Raw genomic sequence first — 24,298 nt, 5'->3', positions numbered from 1 at the left:
GGGACTGCCGTGGCTGGCGGTCATGCACTCATCGTAGGGACGTGGTGGCCCAAAGCGGTCGGCTTCCCGTCACGCAGTCGTAGGCTGGCTGCCATGACGCGGCTCGTATTCGATGACAAGTTGTTGGCCGTGATCAGTGGCAACTCGCTCGGCGTCTTGGCCACCATCAAGCGTGACGGTCGGCCGCAGCTGTCGAACGTCTCCTATCACTTCGACCCACGCAACGTCGCCATTCAAGTGTCGATCACGGAGCCGCGGGCCAAGACCCGCAACCTGCGCCGTGACCCGCGGGCGTCGATTCACGTGCGGTCCGACGACGGCTGGGCATATGCGGTGGCCGAGGGTGACGCGATCCTCACGCCGCCTGCGGCGTCACCGGACGACGACACCGTCGAGGCGCTGATTGCGTTGTACCGCAACATCGCCGGTGAGCACTCCGACTGGGACGACTACCGGCGCGCGATGGTCGAGGATCGCCGCGTGCTGCTGACCCTGCCGATCTCACACGTGTACGGCCTGCCGCCCGGCATCCGCTGAGTCACCGTCACTGTGGGTAATCCGCGCGACGGCGCCGCGGTCCGCGCGCTACCCTGCGAACATGGCCGACGAACCCGAGGACGAGAACAAGCGCAAGTTCCGCGAAGCGCTGGAACGCAAGAAGGCCAGCTCGGCGGGCGGCGCCGCCCACAGGGACGGCGGCAAGAAGCAACCGAAGGTGCACGGCCCCGAGCAGAGCCGCCGCGAGTTCCGGCGCAAGAGCGGCTAACCCACCTTCGCCACGGCGTCGGCAGCGCTCTGGCTGGCGAGGCGCCGTGCGCCGAACAGCGCCAGCAGCACCACCGAAATGCAGAAGAGCCCTTGCTCTTTCAGCCCCCATCCGACCGAGGCCAGGGTGGCCGCACCAGCGATGCATAGCAGCGCGCCCACCGCTGCGCTGCGCCGGCCGGGCGCCGCGACGTTGCCGCCGTCCCACAGCGGCAGCGGATCGGTCTCCAGGGGCCGCAGCGTCACGAACGTCGCGGCCACCAGCACGCCCACCACGACGACCTGAACGACACCGAGCGCCAGGAAGTGCGGTTGACCGGGGTACCGCGGGAAACCGAGGTAGTCGAACGCGAGATGCACGCCAAGCAGAACCGGCATGTGCCACAGGTACAGCGTCATCGCGCCGGTGTTCCCGATCACTGCGAGCCGCCACACCCTGGGCCGGTGCGCCCATCGGCCGATCGCCGGGGCCGCCGCAATGGCCAACGCGCACAGCATGATTGCGTGTCCGGCGAGTAGCAACGACGGTGGCGTCATGTTCTTCAGCTGTTGCGACTCGATGCCGACCAGGCTCAGCTCGTAGGGCCCGAACCACAGCAGGCCGACGTTGACCAGGAACATCGCCAAGCCCAGGCGCGCGGCCGCGCGGGTGGAGATCAATTGGCGCCGGTACGCCACCCCGAACATGCCGGGGATGAGCCACGCCACCAGGTTCAGGTAGCCGATCATCGACCAGCCGGTAGCGGTGACGCGGACGACGTCGACCACCGCGACGAGGGCATACACCCCGACGGTTCCCGTCACCAGATGCGCGACGGTGGTGATGCGGGCGAGCAGCGGCATCGCCGCGAGCACCAGCACGTAGGCGCCGAGGAACCACAGCAGTTGAATGCTGATCCCGGCGACCGGTTCGTAGACGTGCTCGGGCAGCAGCCGGTGCAGCACGAGTAGCGCCGCCGCCCAGAACGCGAGGTAGTAGAACACCGGCCGGTACAGCCGCGTGCACCGCTTCATCAGCCAGCCGCCCCAGCTGCCGCCGGGTGGTGGGTAGGACCCGACCGAGGTCGCGACGCCCGCGAAGAAGAACAGCGGCATGATCTGGAACACCCAGGTCAGCGCCTGGAACACCACCGACGTGGTGAGCAGGTTGCCCCAGATGAACACGTCGTCGTTCGTGATGATGCTGGTCGCCATGACGGCGTGCCCGATGACGACGCCGACCAGCGCCGCGATCCGGATGACGTCGATGGCGCGGTCGCGGGCGGCGGGAGTGCTCGCCTCGATGTCGGCGGCACCGGGAAACGTGAGCGGCATGGCTCGAATCTAGGGCCGCGCCGCCGCGTTCGGCATAGGTAAAACCACTCAAACGTGGGCGGACACTTCAGTCCGGGACGAGCGTCGCTCCTGCACGAGAATCGCGGCCAGGCAGATGATCGACAGAACCGCAACGGCGACCGCGAAAGTCACACCGGCCGTTTGCAATCCCCAGTGCTGGGCCGCCAGTCCCTCGCCGACGACGGGCAGCGAGATCGCGACGTACGCGACGACGAAGTAGGTGGAGCTGACCTCGGCGCGACGGTCGGGCGGGGTGAGTTCGGAGACCGCGGCCAAGCCGCGGGAGAAGCTCATGCCCTGCCCGACGCCGGACACCACGGTGGCGGCGATCAGGCCCGGCAGCGACGAAAGGTGCAGCGCGACAGCGAGAATCACCATTCCGACCACCAGAATCGCGCAGCCGACGGCGACCGCGCGCTGCGGATACATGTTGCGGGCGGCGACCTGGGTCACCGCGGACGCAGCGAAGATCGAGCAGGCGATCAGGCCGGCGACGGCGTGGTTGTCGATCCCGACGACGTTGGCCAGAAACGACGGCGCCACCGCGGTGAACAGGCCGGTCACCGCGAAGCCCGCGAACGCCGCCAGCGCCGCGATGACGAACGTCGTGCGGACCTCGACGGGCACCGACAGTCGCTGCAGGCCGATGCTGCCGGAACGTTCGGACGTTTCCGGGACGATCAGCACCGCCGCCCCAGCCAACAGCGCCAGCACGATGTGCACGATGAAGCTCAGGTGCAGCGGCGCGGGCGCGTATTCCACCAACAGCCCGGCCAGCAGTGGTCCGATGCCCAGCCCGCCGATGTTGGCGACCGTCGCCACCGCCGCCGCCTTGGTGCGCCAGACTGGCGGCGCCGCCTCGATGACGGCGGCGGTGGCCGTCCCGGTGAAGATTCCGGCTGAGAAGCCCGACAGCACGCGGCCGACCAACAGCAGCGGCACCGAGTCCGCGACGAGGAAGACGACGGCGCTGGAGAGTGCGAACACCACGCCGGCCAGCAGAATCGGTCGTCGCCCGATCGCGTCGGACCACCGGCCGAACGCCAACAGGGCGAACAGCACGCCGCCGGCATAGGTCGCGTAGATCACCGTGGTGGTGAGTACCGCGAAGTGCATGTGCTCGGCGTATAGCGCATACATCGGCGTCGGCAGCGTGGTACCCACCATGATCGCCGCGAACGCATAGGCCAACAGCGGGAAGGCGAAGCGCGTCTTCATCGGGGTTTCGGCCACGTTGAAGAATAGCGACGCCTTCCCGGTGCCTTATTCCGCGACGTCAGTGCGCTTGAGTTCAGTAGGCTGAGGCCTTCTCCGCGCCGTACCCCGTCATCGACCGCACCTCCATTTCTGCGGCGATCTCGGGATCCTCGTCGTCCGGCGACGTCAGCGTGCCGACGATGCCGAGGATGAACGCCAGTGGGATGGACACGATGCCCGGGTTGGCCAGCGGGAACCAGGCGAAGTCCAGGCTGGGCAGCATCGCCGTCTTCGCGCCCGATACGGCGGGGGAGAAGATGATCAGCACGATGGTCGAGATCAGGCCGCCGTACATGCTCCACAGGGCGCCGCGGGTGTTGAACCGCCGCCAGTACAGCGAGTACAGGATCGTCGGCAGGTTCGCGGCGGCGGCAACGGCGAAGGCCAGCGCCACCAGGAACGCGATGTTCTGACCGTTGGCCAGGATGCCGAGGCCGATCGCGACGATGCCGAGGACGACGACCGTGATGCGGGAGACCCGGACCTGTTCCGCCTCGGTCACCTGGTGGCTCTTCAGCACGCTGGCGTAGATGTCGTGCGCGAACGACGTGGCCGCGGTGATCGTCAGTCCGGCGACCACGGCGAGGATCGTCGCGAACGCGACCGCGGAGATGATGCCGAGCAGGACTACCCCGCCGAGTTCGAACGCCAGCAACGGTGCTGCCGAGTTCTGTGCGCCTGGCGCGGCCAGGATGCGGTCGGGCCCGACGAGTGCCGCGGCGCCGTAGCCGAGTGCGAGGGTGAACAGGTAGAAGGCGCCGATCAGCGCGATCGCCCAGACCACCGAGCGGCGGGCTTCCTTGGCCGTGGGCACGGTGTAGAAGCGCATCAGCACGTGCGGCAGGCCCGCCGTGCCGAGCACCAGCGCCAGCGCCAGCGAGATGAAGTTGATCTGCGACGTCAGCGATGCGCCGTACTGGGCACCCGGTGCCAGCACGTCGCGCTTGGCCACTGCCTCGCTGCTGGAGTCGGACACCGCCGTCTGGGCGGCGCCGAGCATCTCGGAGAAGTTGACGCCGAACTTGGCCAGCACCATGACCGTCATCAACGCGGCGCCGCCGATCAGCAGGGCGGCCTTGATGATCTGCACCCAGGTGGTGCCCTTCATGCCACCGATCAGCACGTAGACGATCATCAGCAAGCCGACGACCGCGATCACCACGGCCTGGCCGAGGCTGCTGGTGACGTCCAACAGCAGGGCGACCAGCCCGCCGGCGCCTGCCATCTGGGCCAGCAGGTAGAACAGGCATACGGCCAGGGTCGTGGTCGCGGCGGCAAGTCGTACCGGTCGTTGCTTGAGCCGGAAGCTCAGCACGTCGGCCATCGTGAACTTGCCTGCGTTGCGCAGCAATTCGGCCACCAACAGCAGTGCGACGAGCCACGCGACGAGGAAGCCGATCGAATACAGGAAGCCGTCGTAGCCGTAAACGGCGATCGCGCCCGCGATGCCGAGGAAGCTGGCAGCCGACAGGTAGTCGCCGGAGATGGCGATGCCGTTCTGCGGCCCCGTGAACGAGCGGCCCGCCGTGAAGAACTCGGCTGCGGTGGTGTTCTTCTTGCTGGCGCGGATGACGATGTAGAGGGTGATGGCGACGAACAGCGCGAAGATGCCGATGTTGGCGGCCGGGTTGCCGACCGTTTCAGCGGTGGCGGCCAAGAGTTTCACGATGCACGGCCTTCCAGCTCGGACCTGATGGCTTCGGCGCGCGGGTCGATTTCGCGGTTGGCGAATCGCACGTAGATGCCGGTGATGATGAAGGTGGACAGGAACTGGCCGAGGCCGATGAGCAGGCCGACGTTGACGTTGCCGAACACCGGGGTGGCCATGAAGTCGTGGAAGAACGCGCCGAGCACCACATAGGCCGCGTACCACAGCAGGAACACTGCGCTCATCGGGAAGACGAAGCGGCGCAGTCTGCTTCGCAGGTCTTGGAATTCGGAACTGGCCTGGATCTCCAGGAACCGGTCACCGCCGGGCGTGGGCGCTTCCCGGGGTGGAAAGTCGGTTTCGGACACGGTGACTCCTGACCTCGTCTGTGAATCGGCTCCGGGCCGAAGTTAAATGAGATGTGAGTCACATACCCGCTCTTCCGAGGGTCGACACGGTGAAGCCGGGGGCCGGTGCGGTGAGCGGTAGATCGGCGGCGACGAGCGGTCAGCCGGCGGGCAGCCGCTCGACGCCCATGCCCAACCGCTCGGGGACGTGCATCCTGGCGAAGATCTGCGCCACGTGGGGCGGCACGGATGCCCGCGTGAAGCGGCTGACGACGATCATCGTGACGAAGGCGAGAGGCACACTGACCGCGGCCGGGTAGCCGATGACGACCGACGGCCAGCCGCCGAGGACGTATTGGTCGACGGCGCCGGTGATCGCCAAAGTCGTTGCCACTCCGGAGGACACGCCGCCGACGGCCAGTCCCCACGCCGCACCCACGCTCGTCAGTCCGCGCCACCAGATCCCGAGCACCAACAGCGGACACAGTGTCGACGCGGCGACGGCGAACGCCAGGCCGACGCTGCGGGACAGTTCCAGCGACGACGCCAGCAGCGCGAGCGGAATCGGGACCATGCCACCGATGAGCGCCGCGACCCGGAAGTCGCGGACGCGCCCACGCAACACGTCGGTCGACAAGGCGCCCGCGATGCTGACGAGTAGGCCCGACGACGTCGCAAGGAAGGCGGCGATCGCGCCGGCCGCGACGAGTGCGGCGAGACCGGCGCCCGCGACCCCGCCGATCGCCGCGCTGGGCAACAGGAGTACCGCGGCGTCGGCGGTGCCCGTGATCAGAAGCTGCGGCACGAATTGTCTGGCGAACACACCGAGCAGCGTGGGGAACAGGTAGAACAGCGACAGCAGCGCGATGACGGCGAGGGCGGTGCGCCTGGCCGCCCGGCCGTCGGGATTGGTGTAGAAGCGGACCAGGACGTGCGGCAGACCCATGGTGCCGAGGAACGTGGCGACGATGATCGAAAGAACCTGATACGACGGGTGCTCTCCGCCCAGTCCGCCCCCGGATGCCAGCCAATCGTCGCCCGCACTCGGCGCACCGTCGACGACCGGTGTGGCCGACCCGGCCGCCAACGTGAGCGTCGTACCCCGCTCGAGCGCGAACCGGCCGGGGGCGGGAAACGGCGCGCCGTCGACGCGTCTTCCGTCGATGGTTCCGATTGCCGTGATCCCCGCAGGTTCGGCGACCTGCACCACCACGTCGGTCTCGACGGTCACCGTCGTCTGCTGCTGGACGGTCGGGGGCAACGGCCCGGCCAGATCCGCACCGTCGCGCAGGAACACGGTGAGCAGGGCCAGCGCCGGGACCGCGATGGCGGTCAGCTTCAACCAGTACTGAAAGGCCTGCACGAACGTGATCGACCGCATCCCGCCGCCGACCACGTTGGCGATGACGATGGCGCCGACGGCAACCGGACCTACCCAAACCGGAAAGCCGAGAAGGGTTTTCAGGGCGAGACCGGCGCCCTGATACTGCGGGACGAGATAGAATACGCAGATCACCACGACCACCAGCATCGCGACTCTGCGCAACCGTGCCGAGCTCAGCCGGAACTCCGCGAAGTCGGGCACCGTGTACGCGCCCGAGCGGCGCAGCGGCGCGGCGACGAACAGCAACAGCCCGAGATAGCCCGCCGTGAATCCCACCGGATACCACAGTGCATCGGCGCCGTACTTGGCGATGAGACCGGCGACTCCGAGAAACGAAGCGGCCGAAAGGTATTCGCCCGAAATGGCGGCCGCATTCCACTGCGGTCCGATGCTGCGCGACGCGACGAGGAAGTCGGAGGTCGTGCGGGACAGTCGTATCCCGTAGAAGCCGATCGCGACGGTCGCTATCGCGGCCGCGAGCAAAGCGGCGGCAGTCAGTGGCGCGCCGGTCATCAGGGTTCACCGTCCACGACACGAACGAAGTCCCGTTCGCTTTGTTCGGCCAGCCTCACGTAGAGCCGCCCCACCCCGTACAGCACGGGATAGACCAACACGGCAAGAAGCAGCCAGTTCAGCCGGATGCCGAACACCCGCACCGCGTCGATCTCGGGAAACGCGCCGATCAGCAAGGGGATTGCGGCGACCGAGCACACCGCCACGGCCGCCAGTCTCAGCGCCAACCCGAGCTGAGCGCGCACCAGCCCCCGCACGAAGGCGTCGCCGACGAGGGTCTGCTCCTGCACCTCCACACGCGTGCGGATGCTCCGTGCACCCCTGCGATGGGCGAGGACCACGCGCTCGCGTTGCGGCCGTCCGCTAGTCATCGGCGCCGGTCGCTTCATTTTTCATCGCCGGATCCGCAGGCCGGAGGTTGCGCATGGGGTCGCGGACCAGCCGGTCGCGCAGCTCGCGTGCCTGACGCCTGCTGACGGGGAGTTCCACGGCGGGCGAGGCGCCGTTCGCCCGCAACCGGACCAGCACCGCGCCGTCGGCGGTGCGCAAGCCGACCACTAGCCGTAGCGCGACCAGGTAGGAACGGTGAATTCGCTGGAAACCCCGCTCCTGCCAACGGGATTCGAGGACGCTCAGCGGTATCCGCACCAGGTGCGCACCCGACGCCGAATGCAGCCGCGCGTAATCGCCCTCGGCCTCCACCCAGCCGATGCTCGCCCGTGGCACGAGGTGCGTGATGCCGCCGAGCTCGGCCGGGATTACGTCGCTGTCCTCGTCCTGGCCGGTGCCGTCGCTCGCGGTGTCGGACCGCACGGCCAGCACCCGGCGCACGGCTTCGTCGAGGCGGCTCTGGCGGATCGGTTTGAGCAGGTAGTCCACCGCACCGACGTCGAACGCGGAGACCGCCTTGTCGTCGTGTGCGGTCACGAACACGACGGCGGGCCGATACGAGAAGTTGGTCAACACGTTCGCCAATTCCAGTCCGCTCAGACCCGGCATGTTGATGTCCAGGAACACCGCATCGATGGTGCGGCGGTTCAGTTCCCGCAGTGCGGACGTCGCGTCGCCGGCTCGGCACACCTCGGCGATGTCGGGATGTTCATTGAGCAGGAAGGCCAACTCGTCGAGCGCTGGCGCCTCGTCGTCGACCGCAAGCACCGTCAGTGTCTTCAGCGATGGCGTCTTCCCGGGGGGCCTGCTCACCTGGTCGCACCTCCGCCGGCCCGGACACCCGACCGGAACTTCGGGACTCGCATGATCACCTTGGTGCCCGCGTCCACCGCTGTCTCGACCACCAGACCGTAATCGTTGCCGAATGCCGCGCGCAGCCGATGGTCCACATTCGTCAGGCCGACGTGGGCCGAGTGGTCGCCGGCATCCGGTGCGTCGGCGAGCGCGTCGGCCGGGCCCGAGCGCAAGGCGTTGGGATCCATGCCTGCGCCGTCGTCCTCGACGGTGATGACGCAATCGGTGCCGTCGTCGCGCGCAACGATTTCGACGGTGCCGCCGCCCCGGCCCGCGAGTCCGTGCCGGACGGCGTTCTCCACCAAGGGTTGCAAGGCGAGGAATGGGACGACGACGTTGAGCATCTCGGGCGCGACCTGCAGCCGCACGTTCAGGGAGCTCCCGAAGCGGGCCCGCTCGAGCGTCAGGTAGCGGTCGATGTTGCGCAACTCCTCGGCCAGCGTCGTGTACTGGCCCGCCGCCCGGAACGAGTAGCGGGTGAAGTCGGCGAATTCGAGGATCAGCTCGCGGGCCCGGTCGGGATCGGTGCGCACGAACGAGGCAATGGTATTGAGCGCGTTGTAGATGAAGTGCGGGCTGATCTGGGCGCGCAGGGCCAACACCTCGGCGCGGTCCAGCCGTGCGCGGGACGCGTCGAGGTCCGCGAGTTCGAGCTGGCTGGCCGCGTACCGGGCGACCTCGCCGATGGCGCCCAACATGCCAGGCCCCGGCTCCCGGGACGTCATCGTGACGAGGACGCCCATGACGTCGCCGTCGTCGGTGAGCAGCGGTTGCGCGATGATCGCGCCCGCCAGGTGCTTGGACATGATCCGCCGTTGGCCGGCCAGCGCCTCGTTGGCGGCGTGCTCGGCGGCCGTGAGGGCATCGGGTGTCCACGTCGACTTGTCCGACGGGTCGCGGGCCGACCCCTGGCCGGATTCGTCGAACAGGATGACGGCGTCGGCGCCGGTGAGTTGGCGCAGATGCGGCACGGCCCGCTGCGCCGAGTCGGCGTCGAGCCCGTGGCGCAGGGCGCGGGCCGCCAGCGAGGCAGTGTGCAGCGCGGCGTGGACGGCGCGCTCGGTGGGGGTGGCGACGACCCGGCGGGTGCGCACCGCGATGACCGCGGCGACGACCGTGGCGAGAATGAGAGCTGCCGCCAGCGCAAGCGCGATCTCGCCCGGCATATCACCTCACAGCTTCTGGGCGGTTGTCGTCACCATAGACTGGGCCGATGGGGAAGCTCCAGCTGGTTCAAGATCCGGCGGCCGATGCGCTGCTGGAGTCGAATGCCTTTGCGCTGCTGGTCGGGATGATGCTCGATCAGCAGATTCCGATGGAGGTGGCGTTCGCCGGGCCGAAGAAGATCGCCGACCGGATGGGTGGCATCGACGCCCGCGAGATCGCCGACTACGACCCCGAGAAGTTCATCGCGTTGTGTTCGGAACGCCCTGCGGTGCACCGGTTTCCGGGGTCGATGGGCAAGCGGCTGCAGACCCTGGCGCAGACCATCGTCGACGACTACGACGGAGACGCCGCCGCACTGTGGACGGCAGGCGACCCCGATGGCCGCGAGGTGTTGCGCCGGCTCAAGGCATTGCCGGGCTTCGGCGAGCAGAAGGCCAAGATCTTCCTGGCGCTGCTCGGCAAGCAGTACGGGGTGACGCCGAAGGGCTGGCGCGAGGCCGCGGGGGATTACGGCAAGGCGGGCACGCACATGTCGGTGGCCGACGTCGTCGACGCGGGCTCGCTGGACAAGGTGCGGTCGTTCAAGAAGGCCGCCAAGGCAGCAGCGAAGGCGCGAGCCTGAGGCCTAACTCTTTCCCGCCGAGCCTGCTAGGAGATCGCATTCCGGGCCGTTTTCGCGATCTGACAGCAGTGTCGGCGCAGGGGGGAGGGGCCTAGAGCGGCGCGCCGTCGAACCGCTCGCGTGTCGCGAACTCCTCGACCGGCCTGCGGGTCAACTTCTTGACTTGGTGCACGGGCTTGCCGAGCGGCACCATCGCAGCGACCGCGGACTCGGCCGGGATGCCCAACAACTCGCGCACGCCCGGCTCGCTGGCCACCACCATCGTCGTCAGCACACCACCGAAGCCCTCATTGCGGGCGGCCAGCAGCACATTCCAGACGAACGGGTAGACCGACGCGCCGCTGATCACGCCGACGCGGTCGAGGTCCTGGTCGAACGCCGCGGCTACGCCGAGGTTCAGGCAGATCACCAGCACCACCTCGGCGCCAAGCAACGTGCCGGCGACCGCGCCGGGGACCTTGGCCGACTTGATGGTTTCCTCGTCAACCCCGCACGGGTGCAACGGGTTCCACGGTGCTTCACCGTTGGCGATCTGCGCGACGTAGCGTTGCGCGCCCGGTATCGACAGTTCGGCGAGCGCCTCGCGGGTCGAGGTGTCGCGCACGGCGATCACCCGCACGCCCTGCCGGTTGCCACCGCTGGGCGCGAACCGGGCGTTGTCGAGGATTCGTTCGAGGACGTCGTCGGGCAGCGGGTCGCCGGTGAACCGCCGGACGGCCCCGGTGGTGCGCATAACGTCGTATAGCTCCATGCCTCTCATCCTCCTCGTGGGATCGTTGACACATGGCGAAAACACATCTGAACTGCCCGTGCGGTGAGGCGATCTCTGGCTCCGACGAGGACGATCTGGTCGAGAAGGCCCAGACTCACCTTGCTGAGGCGCACCCCGGCCGCGAATACGACCGGGAAATGATCCTCTTCATGGCCTACTGACCGGCCGCCGAAACAGCATTCCCTGTCGTTGAGCCACCGCTGCAACGACGGGGAATGCTATTTCGGCATGGAAGGGGCGGCGGTCAGGGGACGACGGTCGACCCGATGGTCGGCATGAATTGGCACTGCTTCTCGGTGGTCGTGACCTGGCCGAAGATCGTCGACATGATGCTGCCCGAACCGGTGTCGACGATGGCGGTCAGCGTCGTCGGGCCGTCGGGGTTGATGTCCGCCTGCGGCTTGAGCGTGGCGCCGCCCGACTTGCCCGTCGTCAGGTTCACCCACGTGACGTTGAGGGGCAGCTTCTGCTCGGTGGCGGGGCCCGGCGTGCCGATGGCGGTGAACACGTAGGCCGTCTGGCCCGGACCGGGGCCCGGCGCCGGGATCTTCGCCGGCCCGGCGACTGAAATCGCCGTCGCCAGAACGTTTCCGCCGTCGGCCAGGCAGCCGTTGCTGATCGACGGGTACATGAAGTCCTGCGTCGTCGTCGCTTCCGGTGCGGGTGCCGGGCCGGGAGCGACGGCGCCGTCCGGTGCCGGGGCAGCGGCGGCCTCGGCGGGCGGAGCGGGAACGCCGTCAGGAGCGGGGACGGGGACGGCGTCCGGGGCGGGCGCCGCTTCCGGAGCGGGGACGGGCGCGGCAGCGGGCGCCGCCTCCGGCGCGGGCCCGACGGCATTCGCCGGGTTCACGCCCTGGGGGAGATGCGCTTCCGTGCCGGGAACCGCACCCGCCGCGGGCACGTGCGCCACCTGCGGATCGGCGACGAACTGGTTGACCGCGGCAGCCACGTTCTTCGAATCGGCCGGCGCGGCACTGTTGCCCGCGAACGCCGCAGCGGCGGCCATCAGCATCGACGCCGCGTTCGTCGGATCGCCCGCCGCCTGCTGGATGGCGGGCCCGAGGCTCTGCATGGCTGGCAGGCCCGGTGCCTGCAACCCGCTGATGGGCAGAGGCAATGGCGGCGCCGGCTCCGCGTGGGCGACCGGGAGGCCGCCCAACACAAGAGTGGCCGACGTACCGAGTGCGACTAGCAGCGTCCTCGTCGATGACATGAATCTCCCCGTGTATTCAGTGGTTGCAGCGGCTCAGAGCGGGATGGCTCAGGGCAGCGCAGCGGTCGGGAACATCAGCGGCGACAGCGGCGCCAACCCGCTCGCAGCAGCCGGCGCGGCGGGTGCCGCGGCGGCGGCACCGGGAACCGCGGCAGCGGCGGGCACGGCCGGTGCCGACTTCGGCAGCAGGTTGGCCAACGGTGTGCCGGCAGGCATCAGCGAGGCCAGGTCGCCGGGGAAGCTGAGCTCCTTCGGCAGCGGCAGCGGGTTCATCGGGACCTGCGGCAACTGCACCTCGGCCTCGGGCACCAGACCCTGCACGGCTGCGGGCGCGGCGGCAGGAAGGGCAGGCGTATTAAGCGGGGCGGCGGGCACGGCGGGCGCCTGCGGCAGGGTCACCGAGGCGGTCGCCGCGGGTGCGGGTGCGACGGGTGCGGCAGCGGCCGCTGCGGCCGGTGCTGCCGAGGCGCCGGAGAACATCGACGCGAGGCCCTGCAACATCTGCGGCGCGTTGTTGAGGAACGGCATCCCCGGCATGCCGGGGATCGCGGGCGCGGGGGCCGGTGCCGGTGCCGGTTCGGCCATCGCCGGAGCGCTGAGGGCCAAGGCGACGGGGATCGCGCCCGCGGCCGCAATGACGCTGGTGGCGAACAGTTTTCTGGTGAAGTGCATGGTTCTCCCGATCCGTTGACGGCATGTCCGCCACCGAAGCTACGGAGTTACTGAAGTTACTCAAGTGACACGTGTGGCATTAACGCAACCGTTATGGACAAGACGGCATACCGTGACCGATCGCTACAGTCGTCCGCATAGACGTCCAACCCGTCCCACCCGTGGCGAAACGGGCCGCCACGCGCCTGGCGACGATGGCGCCGTGGCTGTTCGTGGCCAGCGTCGCGGCACGGTTCGCATGGACCTACCTGGTGTCCAACGGCGCGAACTTCGTCGACCTGCACGTCTACGTCGGCGGAGCGGCCACCATCGGCACCGGTGATCCGCTCTACGACTACGTCTACGCCGACCAGACGCCCGACTTTCCGCTGCCCTTCACGTATCCGCCGTTCGCGGCCGTCGTGTTCGCCCCGCTGCACCTGGTGCCGTTCGGCGTGCTCGCGTTCGCATGGCAGGTCGGGATCGTCGTCGCGCTGTACGGAGTGGTGTGGCTGTCCCTTCGGCTTCTCGGCCGCTCCGATCACCGTCTCGCGATGCTGTGGACCGCGGTCGGCATCTGGACGGAACCGCTGCGCAGCACCTTCGACTACGGCCAGATCAACGTCGTCTTAGTGCTCGCCGTGCTGTTCGCGGTCTACAGCAGCCGGTGGTGGGTGTCCGGACTGTTGGTCGGGCTCGCCGCGGGGGTGAAGCTGACGCCCGCGATATCCGGGCTCTACTTCGTCGGAGCCCGACGATGGGGTGCGGCACTGTTCTCGGCGGTGGTGTTCTTCGCGACCATCGGCGTGTCGGTCGTGGTGCTCGGTGACCAGGCGAAGTTCTACTTCACCGACCTGCTCGGCGACGCCAGCCGGATCGGGCCGATCGGTACGTCGTTCAACCAGTCGTGGCGCGGCGGCATCTCCCGCATCCTCGGTCACGACGCCGGGTACGGACCGTTGGTGCTGGCAGCGGTGGCGCTGACGGCGGTGCTGGCGTTTCTGGCGTGGCGTGCCGTGGGTGCCGACGACCGGCTCGGGGCCATCGTCGTCGTCCAGTTGTTCGGGCTTTTGCTCTCGCCGATCTCGTGGACCCACCACTGGGTGTGGTTGATACCGCTGATGATCTGGCTGTTGCACGGCGCGCTGCGCGAACGCAGTGGCGCGCGAGTCCTGGGTTGGGGCTGGCTGGCGCTGACCCTGATCGGCGTGCCGTGGCTGCTGAGCTTCGCCCAGCCGACGATCTGGCGGATCGACCGGCCCTGGTATCTGGCCTGGGCCGGCCTGGTCTACATCGTGGCGACGCTGGCGACGCTCGGCTGGATCGCCGCTAGTCGGCGACGATCCCGTTGATGTCGCGGGCCATCTCCACGTCCTTGTCGGTGATGCCGCCCTCCGAATGCGTGACGAGCGCGAAGGTCACTGTCCGCCAACGGATGTCGATGTCGGGGTGATGATCCTTCTGCTCGGCGTGCTCGCCGACGCGCCGCACCGCGTCGATTCCGTCGAGGAACGCGGGAAACTTGATCGACCGGCGCAGCGCACCGTCGGAGCGCTCCCAGCCGTCGAGCTCGGGCAGTGCGGCGTCTACCTGTTCGTCCGTTAACACAGCCATGATTCGACGGTATACCGTCGCTGCCGTGCCAAACCAGATCGTCGTCGCAGGAGCGCTGATCGCCAGGGCGGGCGAAGGGACGGGGGAGGGTACCGGCGACACGCTGCTGGTGGCGCAGCGCGCCCGGCCGCCGGAGCTGGCCGGGCTGTGGGAGTTGCCCGGCGGCAAGGTTGCGGCGGGGGAGAGCGACGCCGACGCCCTCGCGCGCGAACTCGAAGAAGAACTCGGCATCGACGTCGTCGTGGGGGAGCGGCTGGGTCACGACGTGCCGCTCGGCGACACCATGACCTTGCGCGCCTATCTCGTCACCCGGACGCGCGGCACCGTGGCACCCCGCGATCACCGCGCACTGCGCTGGGTGACCGCCGAGGAGCTCGACGGCCTGGCATGGGTGCCTGCCGACCGCGGGTGGCTACCGGCGTTGACCGCCGCGCTGCGCTCCCATTAGGTCCACGCGCGTCGCCAGGACCACCGACATCCGATGCGCCCACCTCAGCGCGACTTTTTGCGGGCGGAAACCGCGTCGACCGCGAAAGTCGCTCACAGGCGGGCATTTTCACCACCCCTCGACCCGGGGGGGGCGGCGAGGCGCAGGTGCGCGAGCAGCTACGTGGCCGAGGTTCATCCGGTTCGCCGCCTTGCCCGCCTCGGGCTTGGACCCGCACGACCTCCCGGCGCCCTCGGGCGAGGGTCGCGTCCTGGTCGTGCTGTCCACGCCTTAGTGGCTAGTACCGCAGGCGGTCCTCGATGACGCGCACCGAGTGCGGATGGCGGGCGGTGTACATCGGATGCAGCAGGACCGGGTGCCGACAATGCGCGCACGACGCCTGCGACTCGTTGGCCGACGAGAACGTCAGGTGGTGACATGCCGCACACCGCACGACGTAGAACGCACCGATCCAGTTCAGCAGACCGAGGTAGATCGCCGCGGTGGCCGCAGTTCCTATCAACACGACGAGAGCGATGGTTCCCACTTCGTAAACAGTCATATCGATCCTCCAGCCAGCGTCGGACACATCCACCGTACGCCGATGTTCTGCGAGGTCGTCAGGACTTTCTGGCCCGCTTGAACACCTTCTCGAGCTCCTTTCCGCGGATACCGGAATGCTCGGCCTTGCGAACCTTGTGCAGCACCACTGGGCAGCGTTTGCAGCGTGGTTTGCTGCGACAGCACTTCTTCTTGGGTTCGAACTTCGCGAGCTTGCTGAACTTCACGTGACCCTTCCGCCGTTTTCGCGAATGCATACCCGCGCTGCGACAATCCTGTAGTGGATGCTCGCCCTGAATTTCGCAACGTAGCCATCGTCGCCCATGTCGATCATGGCAAGACGACGCTCGTCGATGCCATGCTGCGGCAGTCGGGGGCGCTGAGCCATCGCGGCGACGACGCCGTCGAGCGCCTGATGGACTCCGGTGACCTGGAGAAGGAAAAGGGCATCACCATCCTGGCGAAGAACACCGCGGTGCACCGCCAGCACCCCGACGGCTCGATGACGGTGATCAACGTCATCGACACCCCAGGGCACGCGGACTTCGGCGGAGAGGTCGAGCGCGGCCTGTCCATGGTCGACGGCGTCCTGCTGCTCGTCGACGCCTCCGAGGGGCCTCTGCCTCAGACGCGGTTCGTCCTGCGCAAGGCGCTTTCCGCGCACCTCCCGGTGATCCTGGTGGTCAACAAGACCGACCGCCCCGACGCCCGCATCGCCGAGGTCGTCTCCGAAAGCCACGACCTGCTGCTCGACGTCGCATCGGACCTCGATGACGAAGCCCAGAAGGCCGCCGAGGAGGCGCTCGGACTGCCGGTCCTGTACGCCTCCGGCCGCGCAGGCATCGCCAGCACCACCGAGCCCGCCAACGGCGAGAACCCGGACGGCGAGAACCTCGACGTGCTGTTCGACGTCCTGCTCGAGCACATCCCGCCGCCGCAGGGCGACCCCGAGGCCCCGCTGCAGGCGTTGGTGACCAACCTCGACGCGTCGGCGTTCCTCGGCCGCCTTGCGCTGGTCCGCATCTACAAGGGCCGCATGCGCAAGGGCCAGCAGGTCGCGTGGATGCGCGAGGTGGACGGCCATCCCGTCATCACGACCGCCAAGATCACCGAACTGCTCGCCACCGAGGGCGTCGACCGCCGGCCCACCGACGAGGCGATCGCAGGCGACATCGTCGCCGTCGCGGGCATGCCCGAGATCATGATCGGCGACACGCTGGCCGATCCGGATCACGCGCACGCGCTGCCCCGCATCACGGTCGACGAGCCCGCCATCTCGGTGACCATCGGCACCAACACCTCGCCGCTAGCCGGCAAGGTTTCCGGACACAAGCTGACGGCACGCATGGTCAAGTCCCGGTTGGACAGCGAACTGGTCGGCAACGTGTCGATCAAGGTCGTCGACATCGATCGCCCCGACGCCTGGGAGGTGCAGGGCCGCGGTGAGCTGGCGCTGGCCATTCTCGTCGAGCAGATGCGTCGCGAAGGCTTCGAGCTGACCGTCGGCAAGCCACAAGTGGTCACCAGGACCATCGACGGCAAGCTGCACGAGCCGTTCGAGGCCATGACCATCGACTGCCCCGAGGAGTTCGTCGGCGCCGTCACGCAGCTGATGGCGGCACGTAAGGGCCGCATGGAGGAGATGGCCAACCACGCGGCGGGCTGGGTCCGGATGGACTTCATCGTGCCCAGCCGCGGGCTCATCGGCTTCCGCACCGACTTCCTCACCTTGACGCGTGGCACCGGCATCGCCAACGCCGTGTTCGACGGGTACCGGCCGTGGGCGGGCGAGATCCGCGCGCGCCATACCGGGTCGCTGGTGTCCGACCGAACCGGCAAGGTGACGCCGTTCGCGATGACCCAGCTGTCGGATCGTGGCCAGTTCTTCGTCGAGCCGGGTGATGACACCTACGAGGGTCAGGTGGTGGGGATCAACCCGCGCGCCGAGGACCTCGACGTCAACGTCACCCGCGAGAAGAAGCTGACCAACATGCGGTCCTCGACCGCCGACGTCTTCGAGACGCTCGCCCGACCAATGGAACTCGGCCTCGAACTGGCCATGGAGTTCTGCGCGGAGGACGAATGCGTCGAGGTCACGCCGGAGATCGTGCGCGTCCGCAAGGTCGAGTTGGTGGCGAGCCTGCGGGCCCGCGCCAAGGCTCGGGCCAAGGCACGCAACTGAGGCGCGACGAGTGTCTGAGCGCAGGCCGATAACCTGAACGGCGTGCCGACGACCTCACGACGCCCAGCCCGCGTCGTCGGCTCGTTGACCGCAGCTCTGCTGCTGCTGACCGCGTGCACCGTCAGCCCGCCGCCTGCGCCGCAGAGCACCGAGACTTCGGAGAGCACGCCACCGCCGCCGACGAAGGCCACGCAGATCATCGTGGCGATCGACTCGATCGGCCCCGGGTTCAACTCGCATCTGCTGTCCGATCAGTCGCCGGTGAACGCCGCAATCTCGTCGCTGGTGCTGCCCAGCTCGTTCCGGCCGGTTCCCGATCCGGCGTCGCCGACGGGCTCCCGGTGGGAACTCGACACGACGCTGCTGGTGTCGGCGGAGGTGACCAGCCAGGAGCCGTTCACGGTCACCTACAAGATCCGGCCCGAGGCGCAGTGGACCGACAACGCCCCGATCGCCGCCGACGACTACTGGTACCTCTGGCGGCAGATGGTCGGCGAGCCAGGCGTCGTCGACCCCGCGGGCTACGACCTGATCACCGGCGTGCAGTCCGTCGAGGGCGGCAAGACGGCGGTCGTGACGTTCTCGCAGCCGTACCCCGCGTGGCGCGAACTGTTCAACGACATCCTGCCCGCACACATCGTCAAGGACGTGCCCGGTGGATTCGCCGCCGGTCTGGTGCGGGCGTTGCCAGTCACGGGCGGGCAATTCCGGGTGGAGAGCATCGACCCGCAACGCGATGAGATCCTGTTGGCCCGCAACGACCGTTACTGGGGAGTCCCGGCCAAGCCGGACCTCGTGTTGTTCCGGCGCGGTGGTGCGCCGGCAGCGCTCGCGGACTCGATCCGCAACGGCGACACCCAGGTGGCCCAGGTGCACGGCGGTCAGGCCGCCTTCGCGCAGTTGAGCGCGATCCCCGACGTACGCACCGCTCGCATCGTGACGCCGCGCGTGATGCAGCTGACGTTGCGGGCGCAGCAGCCGGCGCTCGCGGATTCCCAAGTGCGCAAGGCGATTCTGGGTCTGCTCGACGTCGACCTGCTGGCATCCGTCGGCGCGGGCAGCGACAACACCGTGACACTGGCGCAGGCGCAGGTCCGCTCCCCATCCGATCCGGGTTACACGCCGACGGCCCCGCCCGCGATGGCCAAGGAGGATGCGCTGGCGCTGCTCGCCGGGGCCGGCTACCAGGTTCAGCCCGTGGAGACGCCGCCGCCGTCGACGCCGGGCACCCCGGCACCGGACAACAACCGCGGCCGCATCACCAAGGACGGCCAGCCGCTCACGCTGGTCCTCGGTGTCGCCGCGAACGATCAGACGTCGGTCGCGGTGGCCAACACGGCGGCCGACCAACTGCGCAGCGTCGGCATCTCGGCGTCGGTCCTGCCGCTCGACCCGCCCGCGCTGTACGGGGAAGCGCTGGATCAGAACCGGTACGACGCGATCATCGGCTGGCACCAGGCCGGTGGGGATCTCGCCACCGTGCTGGCGTCCCGGTACGGCTGCCCGGCATTGGAGGCCACCGCCGTTCCCACGACGACCGGTCAGGGCACGCCGACGCCGACGACGTCCACGACGACCTCCACGACTACCTCCAGGACGACGTCGCCGCAGCCCACCCCGACGCGGCCACCGCCGGCACCCCCGAGCACCGTGACCAGTCCGAGCCCCGAGCCGGAGTCCGGCCAGCTGGTCCAGGCACCGAGCAACCTGACCGGAATCTGCGACCGCAGCATCCAACCGAAGATCGACGCCGCACTGTTGGGCTCCGAGAACATCGGCGAGGTGCTCAACGCGGTCGAACCGCGGTTGTGGAACATGTCGACGGTGCTGCCGATCCTGCAGGACACCACGATCGTGGCGTCCGGCCCGAGCGTGCAGAACGTCAGCCTGACGGGTGCCGTGCCGGTCGGGATCGTCGGCGACGCGGGCAATTGGGTCAAGCTCGCGCAGTAGCCGACATCGCCTGCTGGGCCGCGCGTCGATCGCGCAACACCCTGATGCCATGTGCGGTGAACGCGGCGACGACGAACACGATCAACAACCAGTAGGGCGGCCGCGCGAGTTCCCAGACGAACAACGCGGCGAACGCCGGCGCCCGCTGCGTGATTGCCAGCACCCCCGCCGCACACGTCAACGACACCGCCGGCACGTTCAGATCGGTGCCGGCCACGTGGTTGAGGGCAAGCGCCGCAACCGATCCCGCGGCCGCGCCGGTCGCCATGGCGGGCGTGATCATCCCGCCGACCGCGCCCGCACGGAGGAACAACGCGGTCAGCAGAGGCTTGAGGACCAAGATGATCGCGGCGCCGCCCAGCGTCAGGCCGGCGTTCACGCTGACCGTGAGAATGCTGCGGCCATTCCCCGGAAGTTCCGGCCACCAGATCGAGCAGATGCCGGTGGCCAACCCGGCGGCGGCGATCGCGGGAATCAGCGCCCACGACCGGATCTGCGGCTTCGGTCGGGCCAGCGACATCACCTTGTCGAACACCAGGCCTACCGCCACGGCCAGCGGGGCGATCGCGAGCGCCAGGAACACGAACAGATACGACAGCCGCTGATCGGGCCACGTCAGCGGATGCACGAGGTGCGTGACGGGGGCGGCCACCGCGACGGCGAGGCTCGACGTGATCAACGCCGTGCCCACGGCCCGCGGATGCCAGGTGTGCAGCAGAATCCGCGCGGCGAACAACGCCCCACCGAGCGGCACGCTGTACACCGCCCCAAGACCGGCTCCGGCGGCGCACGCCAACAGGATCTCCCGGTCACGCATGGTCAGTGACAGCCGGGACGTACCGAGGTCACCGGACGCCGCCGCGAGTTGTCGTGGTGCGCCCTCGCGTCCCAGCGATGCGCCGGAGCCGACGAGCAGCACCTGCAGTCCGGCGTCGATCGACATCTTCAAGCGCGGGATCGGACGGTGCTCGGCGATCGTGGCCGTCAGCCCCGGCACGTCGCCCCGCTGCCGCAGCAGCCACCAGCCGAACCCGGCCAGCGCGCCGCCGAGCATCGGGCCGACGGCGCGCCGCACCGGGCTGCTATCGCCGACGCCCGTCAGCAGCGTGCCGAAGTCGTAGTGGTAGGTCAGATGTTCGATCGCGTGCAACAGGAGGGTGGTGGCCGCGCCCGCGATTCCGGCGAGCAGTCCGATGATCAAAACGGCGCATGCGTACTCCAGAGTGCGCCGCGCCACGGGCTGAATCTATCTTGTGCCAATGGATGTTCCTCGCCTTCTGTTCGTTCACGCCCACCCCGACGACGAAACACTGACGACCGGCGCCACGATCGCGCACTACGCCTCGCGCGGCGCCGACGTACGCGTCGTGACATGCACGCTCGGTGAGGAGGGTGAGGTGATCGGCGACCGGTGGGCCCTGCTCGCTGCCGACGCCGGAGATCAGCTCGGCGGGTACCGGATCGGCGAATTGACCTCCGCCTTAACCGCTTTGGGGGCGGACGGGCCGACGTTCCTCGGCGGTGCGGGGCGGTGGCGCGACTCGGGGATGGCGGACACGCCGCCGCGTGGTGGGCATCGGTTCGTGGATGCGGATCCCGCCGAGCCCGTCGCCGCGCTGGTCGCGATCATCCGGGACCTGCGTCCGCACGTCGTCGTCACCTACGACCCGAACGGCGGCTACGGACATCCGGACCACATCCGCGCCCACGAGGTGACCGCCGCCGCGGTCGCGGCAGCGGCTGGGTCGGACCATACTGGCGAACCGTGGTCGGTGCCGAAGTTCTACTGGACGGTCATCGCGAGCAGCGCCATAGACGCAGGCCTCCGAGAGCTGGCCGACGTCGCCCTTCCCGAGGAGTGGACGGTGTTGTCGCCGGGGGAGTTTCCGTTCGGATTCGAGGACGACAAGATCGACGCCGTCGTCGACGCGCCCGAGAGTCGGGACGCCAAGGTGGCGGCGCTTCGGGCGCACGCGACGCAGGTCATGGTGGACGCGCAAGGACGGGCATGCGCGCTGTCGAACGGCTTCGCCTTGCCCATTTGGCCGACCGAGCATTACGTCCTGGTGCACGGAACGGCAGGCGAACGCAACGGTGACGGCTGGGAGACCGACCTGCTTGCCGGACTGAACCTGGGATAGCGGCAACGGGACGCGGTAAGCTCCTCCTCTACCGGCGGCGCGACGAAGGGATGGCGATGGACCCGGACCTGGATCCCAACCTGCAGCACTGGCAGGACCGCGTGGACAGCTACCAGTGGGTCGTCGGTTCGCTCGTTTCGCTCCTCGACAGCATCCCGACCTGACCAGCAGCGCTCCCGACTGGAAGCGCAGCGTCATCCTGGCGGTTCTCGCGTTCGACGGTGTCTTGTCGGCGGTGGCGGGTGCTCTGCTGTTGCCGCTCTACGTCGGTCCCGTTCCCCTTCCGATCAGCGCCCTGATCAGTGGTCTGGTCAACGCCGCACTGGTGTGGGCGGCGCTGCAGTGGACCTCGGCGCCCCGAGTGGCTGCGCTACCGGTGTGGACCTGGTTGCTGACGGTGGGCGCGTTGACGCTCGGCGGCCCTGGCGGAGACATCGTGTTCGGCGGTGCGGGGGTGATGCAGTTCGCGCCGCTGATCTTCGTCGCCGTGGGTGCGGCGCCACCGGTGTACCTGCTGTGGCGCCATCTGCACCCGCGGGTTTAGTCCTTGGCGCTTCCGGCTTCCGTGCCGGTCTTCTTGGTGCTGTCCTTGCCGGTGTCCTTCGTCGTGTCCTTGCCAGCGTCGGTATCCGTGCTCGTCCCGTCGGTGCCTGATTCGGCGGACTTCGCTGCGGGCTTCACCTTCTCCTGGCCATTCTCGTCAGCCTTCGCATTACCGGGCTTCGCCTTTTCGGCGGGCTTGGCGGTTTCGTCACCGCCGCGCACCTCACCTTGAGCGTCTACGCCACCCACCGACGTCGTGGTCGACTCCGGCGTCGTTGTCTCGGTTTCCGGCTCGGCAGCGACGGGTTCGGCCGGGGTTACTTCGTCCTTCGGGGTCTCGGCCGATGCCGGCTCCGCCGGTACGGTCTCGCCGGCATCGGTGGCACCTGCGTCGTGCTTGTCGACGGTGGCTGCCTCGGCGGCGGGTTCGGCCGCGGGTTCGTCGGTAACGGCGGCGGTCTTGAGCGTCATGAGGGTCGTCGCCTCCGTCGCCTCGGTCGCGGCGAGCGGCAGGGGCGGCAGGGGCGGGATCAACCAGCCGAAGAAGTAGTTGAACTCGGCGATCCCCGTGTTGATGAGCGCGGTGATCGTGGTCTGGCCGATGATGGCCGCCCCGTTGATGTAGGACCAGATGTTCAGCGGGTCGTTGACCACGGGAACGATGAGCCCATAGACCACGCTGTCGGAGATCGGCCTGACCAGGTTGAAGTAGACGATGCTGACCTGGTCGCCGATCAGGTACCCGTACGGGATGAAGCCGAGGACGTAGTCGGCCACCTGGACGCCGTAGTCCACCCAGTACTGAATGAACTGGTAGCCCGCGATGATCGCGTCGGACGCCGGGTTCTGCGGCGTCGGCACAACGATGGCGGCTGTCTGCAGCGGAAGCTGCGCCTCCGGGTCGATCCGCTCGATGACGGCGCGCGCCGTGGCGACGGCTTCCGGGCTCAGCGGCCCGGTGACCAGCGGCTTCACAGAGGCTGCCAGGTCGACGCGCGGCGCCAGCACGGGCGACTCGGGAGTGGGGACGGACACCACCACGGGCGCCAACACCGTCGCTGAGACGGCAATTGCGGCCACCCCGGCGGTTAGATGGGAACGGAATGAAACGCTCATGGGGGCCTCTCCCTCGCCCTAGACCCGATGGCAAGGAACTTACGCGCGTGTCAGGGCATCGGTGGCGATATGGCACCGACCCGGCCCACCGCGCTGGGACTACTGTGACCCCTATGCGAGGCGCAGTGATGTCGGATTTGGGGACATGCGGATGATTCTCGACGACTCCGGGGTTACAGGGGAGTGGCTCTGAACCCCCAGCGCGGCTCCGACCTGCCCAGCCCCGTGTTTCCACCGAAGCCCAGCCAGGGGCCTAGCGCCGCGGGTCCTAGTGCCGCGGCGCTGCGGCGGGTGTTGAGACGGGCCCGCGACGGGGTGGCGCTCAATGTCGATGAAGCCGCCATCGCGATGACTGCCCGCGGCGACGATCTGGCCGACCTGTGTGCCAGCGCCGCGCGGGTGCGCGACGCGGGTCTGGAGGCGGCGGGCCGGGTCGGGCCGACTGGCAAGCTGCCCATCAGCTATTCGCGCAAGGTGTTCATCCCGGTGACGCACCTGTGCCGCGACACCTGCCATTACTGCACCTTCGTCACGGTGCCCGGCAAGCTGCGCGCGGCGGGCATGGGCATGTACATGGAGCCCGACGAGATTCTCGAGGTCGCCCGCCGGGGTGCCGAGTTGGGCTGCAAGGAAGCACTTTTCACCCTCGGTGACCGGCCGGAGGAGCGCTGGGACGAAGCTCGACAGTGGCTCGACGAGCGGGGGTACGACTCAACGCTGGACTACGTTCGGGCGATGTCGATCCGGGTGCTGGAGGAGACCGGGCTGCTGCCGCACCTGAACCCGGGTGTCATGTCGTGGTCGGAGCTCTCCCGGCTCAAGCCGGTTGCGCCGTCGATGGG

26 protein-coding genes and 1 pseudogene are annotated in these 24,298 nt (G+C 68.6%); 11 read left to right on the top strand and 16 right to left on the bottom strand.

Annotation, left to right across the window (positions count from 1 at the left end):
- The first annotated feature begins 93 nt into the window (after positions 1-93).
- Positions 94-537: a PPOX class F420-dependent oxidoreductase gene (locus tag N536_RS0113980; RefSeq protein WP_029114169.1), complete on the top strand. Its 444-nt coding sequence runs from the start codon at positions 94-96 to the stop codon at positions 535-537.
- A 61-nt stretch (positions 538-598) separates the two neighbouring features.
- Positions 599-766: a DUF5302 domain-containing protein gene (locus N536_RS42595; protein ID WP_197040138.1), complete on the top strand. Its 168-nt coding sequence runs from the start codon at positions 599-601 to the stop codon at positions 764-766.
- On the opposite strand, the gene N536_RS0113970 is transcribed toward N536_RS42595, so the two are convergent.
- The 8 genes from N536_RS0113970 to N536_RS0113935 all read right to left on the bottom strand — a co-directional run bounded on the left by N536_RS0113970 (position 763) and on the right by N536_RS0113935 (position 9,660).
- Positions 763-2,079, bottom strand: a complete 1,317-nt coding sequence (locus N536_RS0113970) for an acyltransferase (RefSeq protein ID WP_029114168.1) — start codon at positions 2,077-2,079, stop codon at positions 763-765. The two genes, N536_RS42595 and N536_RS0113970, sit on opposite strands and share 4 nt — an antisense overlap.
- Before the next feature lie 48 nt (positions 2,080-2,127).
- A complete protein-coding gene (locus N536_RS0113965) occupies positions 2,128-3,318 on the bottom strand; it encodes an MFS transporter (protein WP_036436402.1) in 1,191 nt (396 codons plus the stop codon).
- A 73-nt stretch (positions 3,319-3,391) separates the two neighbouring features.
- Positions 3,392-5,023 carry a cation acetate symporter gene (locus tag N536_RS0113960; protein WP_036436400.1) on the bottom strand — a complete coding sequence of 544 codons (1,632 nt, stop codon included), beginning with the start codon at positions 5,021-5,023 and terminating at the stop codon, positions 3,392-3,394.
- Positions 5,020-5,373, bottom strand: coding sequence for a DUF485 domain-containing protein (locus N536_RS0113955; protein WP_029114165.1), 354 nt, complete (start codon positions 5,371-5,373; stop codon positions 5,020-5,022). Before N536_RS0113955 ends, N536_RS0113960 begins: the two co-directional genes overlap by 4 nt.
- A 139-nt stretch (positions 5,374-5,512) precedes the next feature.
- Positions 5,513-7,249 (bottom strand): cation acetate symporter, encoded by a 1,737-nt coding sequence (locus tag N536_RS0113950; protein ID WP_029114164.1) that lies wholly within the window; start codon positions 7,247-7,249, stop codon positions 5,513-5,515.
- Positions 7,249-7,620 (bottom strand): hypothetical protein, encoded by a 372-nt coding sequence (locus tag N536_RS0113945; RefSeq protein WP_029114163.1) that lies wholly within the window; start codon positions 7,618-7,620, stop codon positions 7,249-7,251. The genes N536_RS0113950 and N536_RS0113945 overlap by 1 nt, the downstream gene beginning before the upstream one ends.
- Complete coding sequence (locus N536_RS38410) at positions 7,613-8,452, bottom strand: LytTR family DNA-binding domain-containing protein (RefSeq protein ID WP_155948590.1); 840 nt, start codon at positions 8,450-8,452, stop codon at positions 7,613-7,615. Before N536_RS38410 ends, N536_RS0113945 begins: the two co-directional genes overlap by 8 nt.
- Positions 8,449-9,660, bottom strand: a complete 1,212-nt coding sequence (locus tag N536_RS0113935; RefSeq protein WP_029114162.1) for a sensor histidine kinase — start codon at positions 9,658-9,660, stop codon at positions 8,449-8,451. Before N536_RS0113935 ends, N536_RS38410 begins: the two co-directional genes overlap by 4 nt.
- A 47-nt stretch (positions 9,661-9,707) precedes the next feature.
- Between N536_RS0113935 and N536_RS0113930 the strand changes: the two genes are divergently transcribed.
- Positions 9,708-10,283 carry an HhH-GPD-type base excision DNA repair protein gene (locus N536_RS0113930; RefSeq protein WP_029114161.1) on the top strand — a complete coding sequence of 192 codons (576 nt, stop codon included), beginning with the start codon at positions 9,708-9,710 and terminating at the stop codon, positions 10,281-10,283.
- Positions 10,284-10,374: 91 nt separating this feature from the next.
- Here the strand turns inward: N536_RS0113930 and N536_RS0113925 are convergent, their stop codons facing one another.
- Entirely contained in the window at positions 10,375-11,034 is a 660-nt protein-coding gene (locus N536_RS0113925) for a nitroreductase family protein (protein WP_029114160.1), read from the bottom strand.
- Between the two features lie 32 nt (positions 11,035-11,066).
- Here N536_RS0113925 and N536_RS41080 point away from each other — a divergent pair, with 32 nt between their 5' ends.
- The gene (locus tag N536_RS41080; protein WP_064751549.1) at positions 11,067-11,216 is read left to right on the top strand and encodes a DUF1059 domain-containing protein; all 150 of its coding nucleotides are present in this window, start codon (positions 11,067-11,069) and stop codon (positions 11,214-11,216) included.
- Positions 11,217-11,299: 83 nt separating this feature from the next.
- Here N536_RS41080 and N536_RS0113915 read toward each other — a convergent pair whose 3' ends face one another.
- Entirely contained in the window at positions 11,300-12,268 is a 969-nt protein-coding gene (locus N536_RS0113915) for a hypothetical protein (protein ID WP_029114159.1), read from the bottom strand.
- Positions 12,269-12,316: 48 nt separating this feature from the next.
- Positions 12,317-12,940 (bottom strand): hypothetical protein, encoded by a 624-nt coding sequence (locus tag N536_RS0113910; protein WP_029114158.1) that lies wholly within the window; start codon positions 12,938-12,940, stop codon positions 12,317-12,319.
- A gap of 194 nt (positions 12,941-13,134) precedes the next feature.
- Between N536_RS0113910 and N536_RS0113905 the strand changes: the two genes are divergently transcribed.
- The gene (locus tag N536_RS0113905) at positions 13,135-14,271 is read left to right on the top strand and encodes a mannosyltransferase (protein WP_051574524.1); all 1,137 of its coding nucleotides are present in this window, start codon (positions 13,135-13,137) and stop codon (positions 14,269-14,271) included.
- Here the strand turns inward: N536_RS0113905 and N536_RS0113900 are convergent.
- A complete protein-coding gene (locus N536_RS0113900; RefSeq protein ID WP_029114156.1) occupies positions 14,249-14,533 on the bottom strand; it encodes a 4a-hydroxytetrahydrobiopterin dehydratase in 285 nt (94 codons plus the stop codon). The genes N536_RS0113905 and N536_RS0113900 overlap by 23 nt on opposite strands.
- A gap of 25 nt (positions 14,534-14,558) precedes the next feature.
- Between N536_RS0113900 and N536_RS0113895 the strand changes: the two genes are divergently transcribed.
- Positions 14,559-14,981: a (deoxy)nucleoside triphosphate pyrophosphohydrolase gene (locus N536_RS0113895; RefSeq protein ID WP_029114155.1), complete on the top strand. Its 423-nt coding sequence runs from the start codon at positions 14,559-14,561 to the stop codon at positions 14,979-14,981.
- A gap of 277 nt (positions 14,982-15,258) precedes the next feature.
- On the opposite strand, the gene N536_RS0113890 is transcribed toward N536_RS0113895, so the two are convergent.
- Complete coding sequence (locus N536_RS0113890) at positions 15,259-15,522, bottom strand: hypothetical protein (protein WP_029114154.1); 264 nt, start codon at positions 15,520-15,522, stop codon at positions 15,259-15,261.
- Between the two features lie 58 nt (positions 15,523-15,580).
- Complete coding sequence (locus N536_RS38405; protein ID WP_155948589.1) at positions 15,581-15,748, bottom strand: hypothetical protein; 168 nt, start codon at positions 15,746-15,748, stop codon at positions 15,581-15,583.
- Between the two features lie 53 nt (positions 15,749-15,801).
- On the opposite strand from N536_RS38405, the gene typA reads away from it, so the two are divergent.
- Both typA and N536_RS0113875 read left to right on the top strand, forming a co-directional pair.
- Entirely contained in the window at positions 15,802-17,703 is a 1,902-nt protein-coding gene (typA, locus tag N536_RS0113880) for a translational GTPase TypA (protein WP_029114153.1), read from the top strand.
- Positions 17,704-17,736: 33 nt separating this feature from the next.
- Entirely contained in the window at positions 17,737-19,656 is a 1,920-nt protein-coding gene (locus N536_RS0113875; protein ID WP_051574487.1) for an ABC transporter family substrate-binding protein, read from the top strand.
- On the opposite strand, the gene N536_RS0113870 is transcribed toward N536_RS0113875, so the two are convergent.
- Positions 19,640-20,893, bottom strand: coding sequence for a chloride channel protein (locus tag N536_RS0113870; protein ID WP_029114151.1), 1,254 nt, complete (start codon positions 20,891-20,893; stop codon positions 19,640-19,642). The genes N536_RS0113875 and N536_RS0113870 overlap by 17 nt on opposite strands.
- A 22-nt stretch (positions 20,894-20,915) precedes the next feature.
- Here N536_RS0113870 and mshB point away from each other — a divergent pair, with 22 nt between their 5' ends.
- The gene (gene mshB / locus N536_RS0113865; protein WP_036436395.1) at positions 20,916-21,797 is read left to right on the top strand and encodes an N-acetyl-1-D-myo-inositol-2-amino-2-deoxy-alpha-D-glucopyranoside deacetylase; all 882 of its coding nucleotides are present in this window, start codon (positions 20,916-20,918) and stop codon (positions 21,795-21,797) included.
- Positions 21,798-21,912: 115 nt separating this feature from the next.
- Positions 21,913-22,341 carry a hypothetical protein gene (locus N536_RS0113855; protein WP_029114149.1) on the top strand — a complete coding sequence of 143 codons (429 nt, stop codon included), beginning with the start codon at positions 21,913-21,915 and terminating at the stop codon, positions 22,339-22,341.
- On the opposite strand, the gene N536_RS0113850 is transcribed toward N536_RS0113855, so the two are convergent.
- Positions 22,338-23,456 carry a hypothetical protein gene (locus N536_RS0113850; RefSeq protein WP_155948588.1) on the bottom strand — a complete coding sequence of 373 codons (1,119 nt, stop codon included), beginning with the start codon at positions 23,454-23,456 and terminating at the stop codon, positions 22,338-22,340. The two genes, N536_RS0113855 and N536_RS0113850, sit on opposite strands and share 4 nt — an antisense overlap.
- Before the next feature lie 183 nt (positions 23,457-23,639).
- Between N536_RS0113850 and N536_RS38400 the strand changes: the two are divergent.
- Positions 23,640-24,298, top strand: a pseudogene (locus tag N536_RS38400) (radical SAM protein); the annotation flags it as partial.

Origin of the sequence: Mycobacterium sp. URHB0044 (assembly GCF_000620625.1) — a bacterium.
GTDB lineage: Bacteria > Actinomycetota > Actinomycetes > Mycobacteriales > Mycobacteriaceae > Mycobacterium.
Note: the sequence above shows the minus strand (reverse complement) of the source record. Positions and strands in the feature narration are given on the sequence as shown.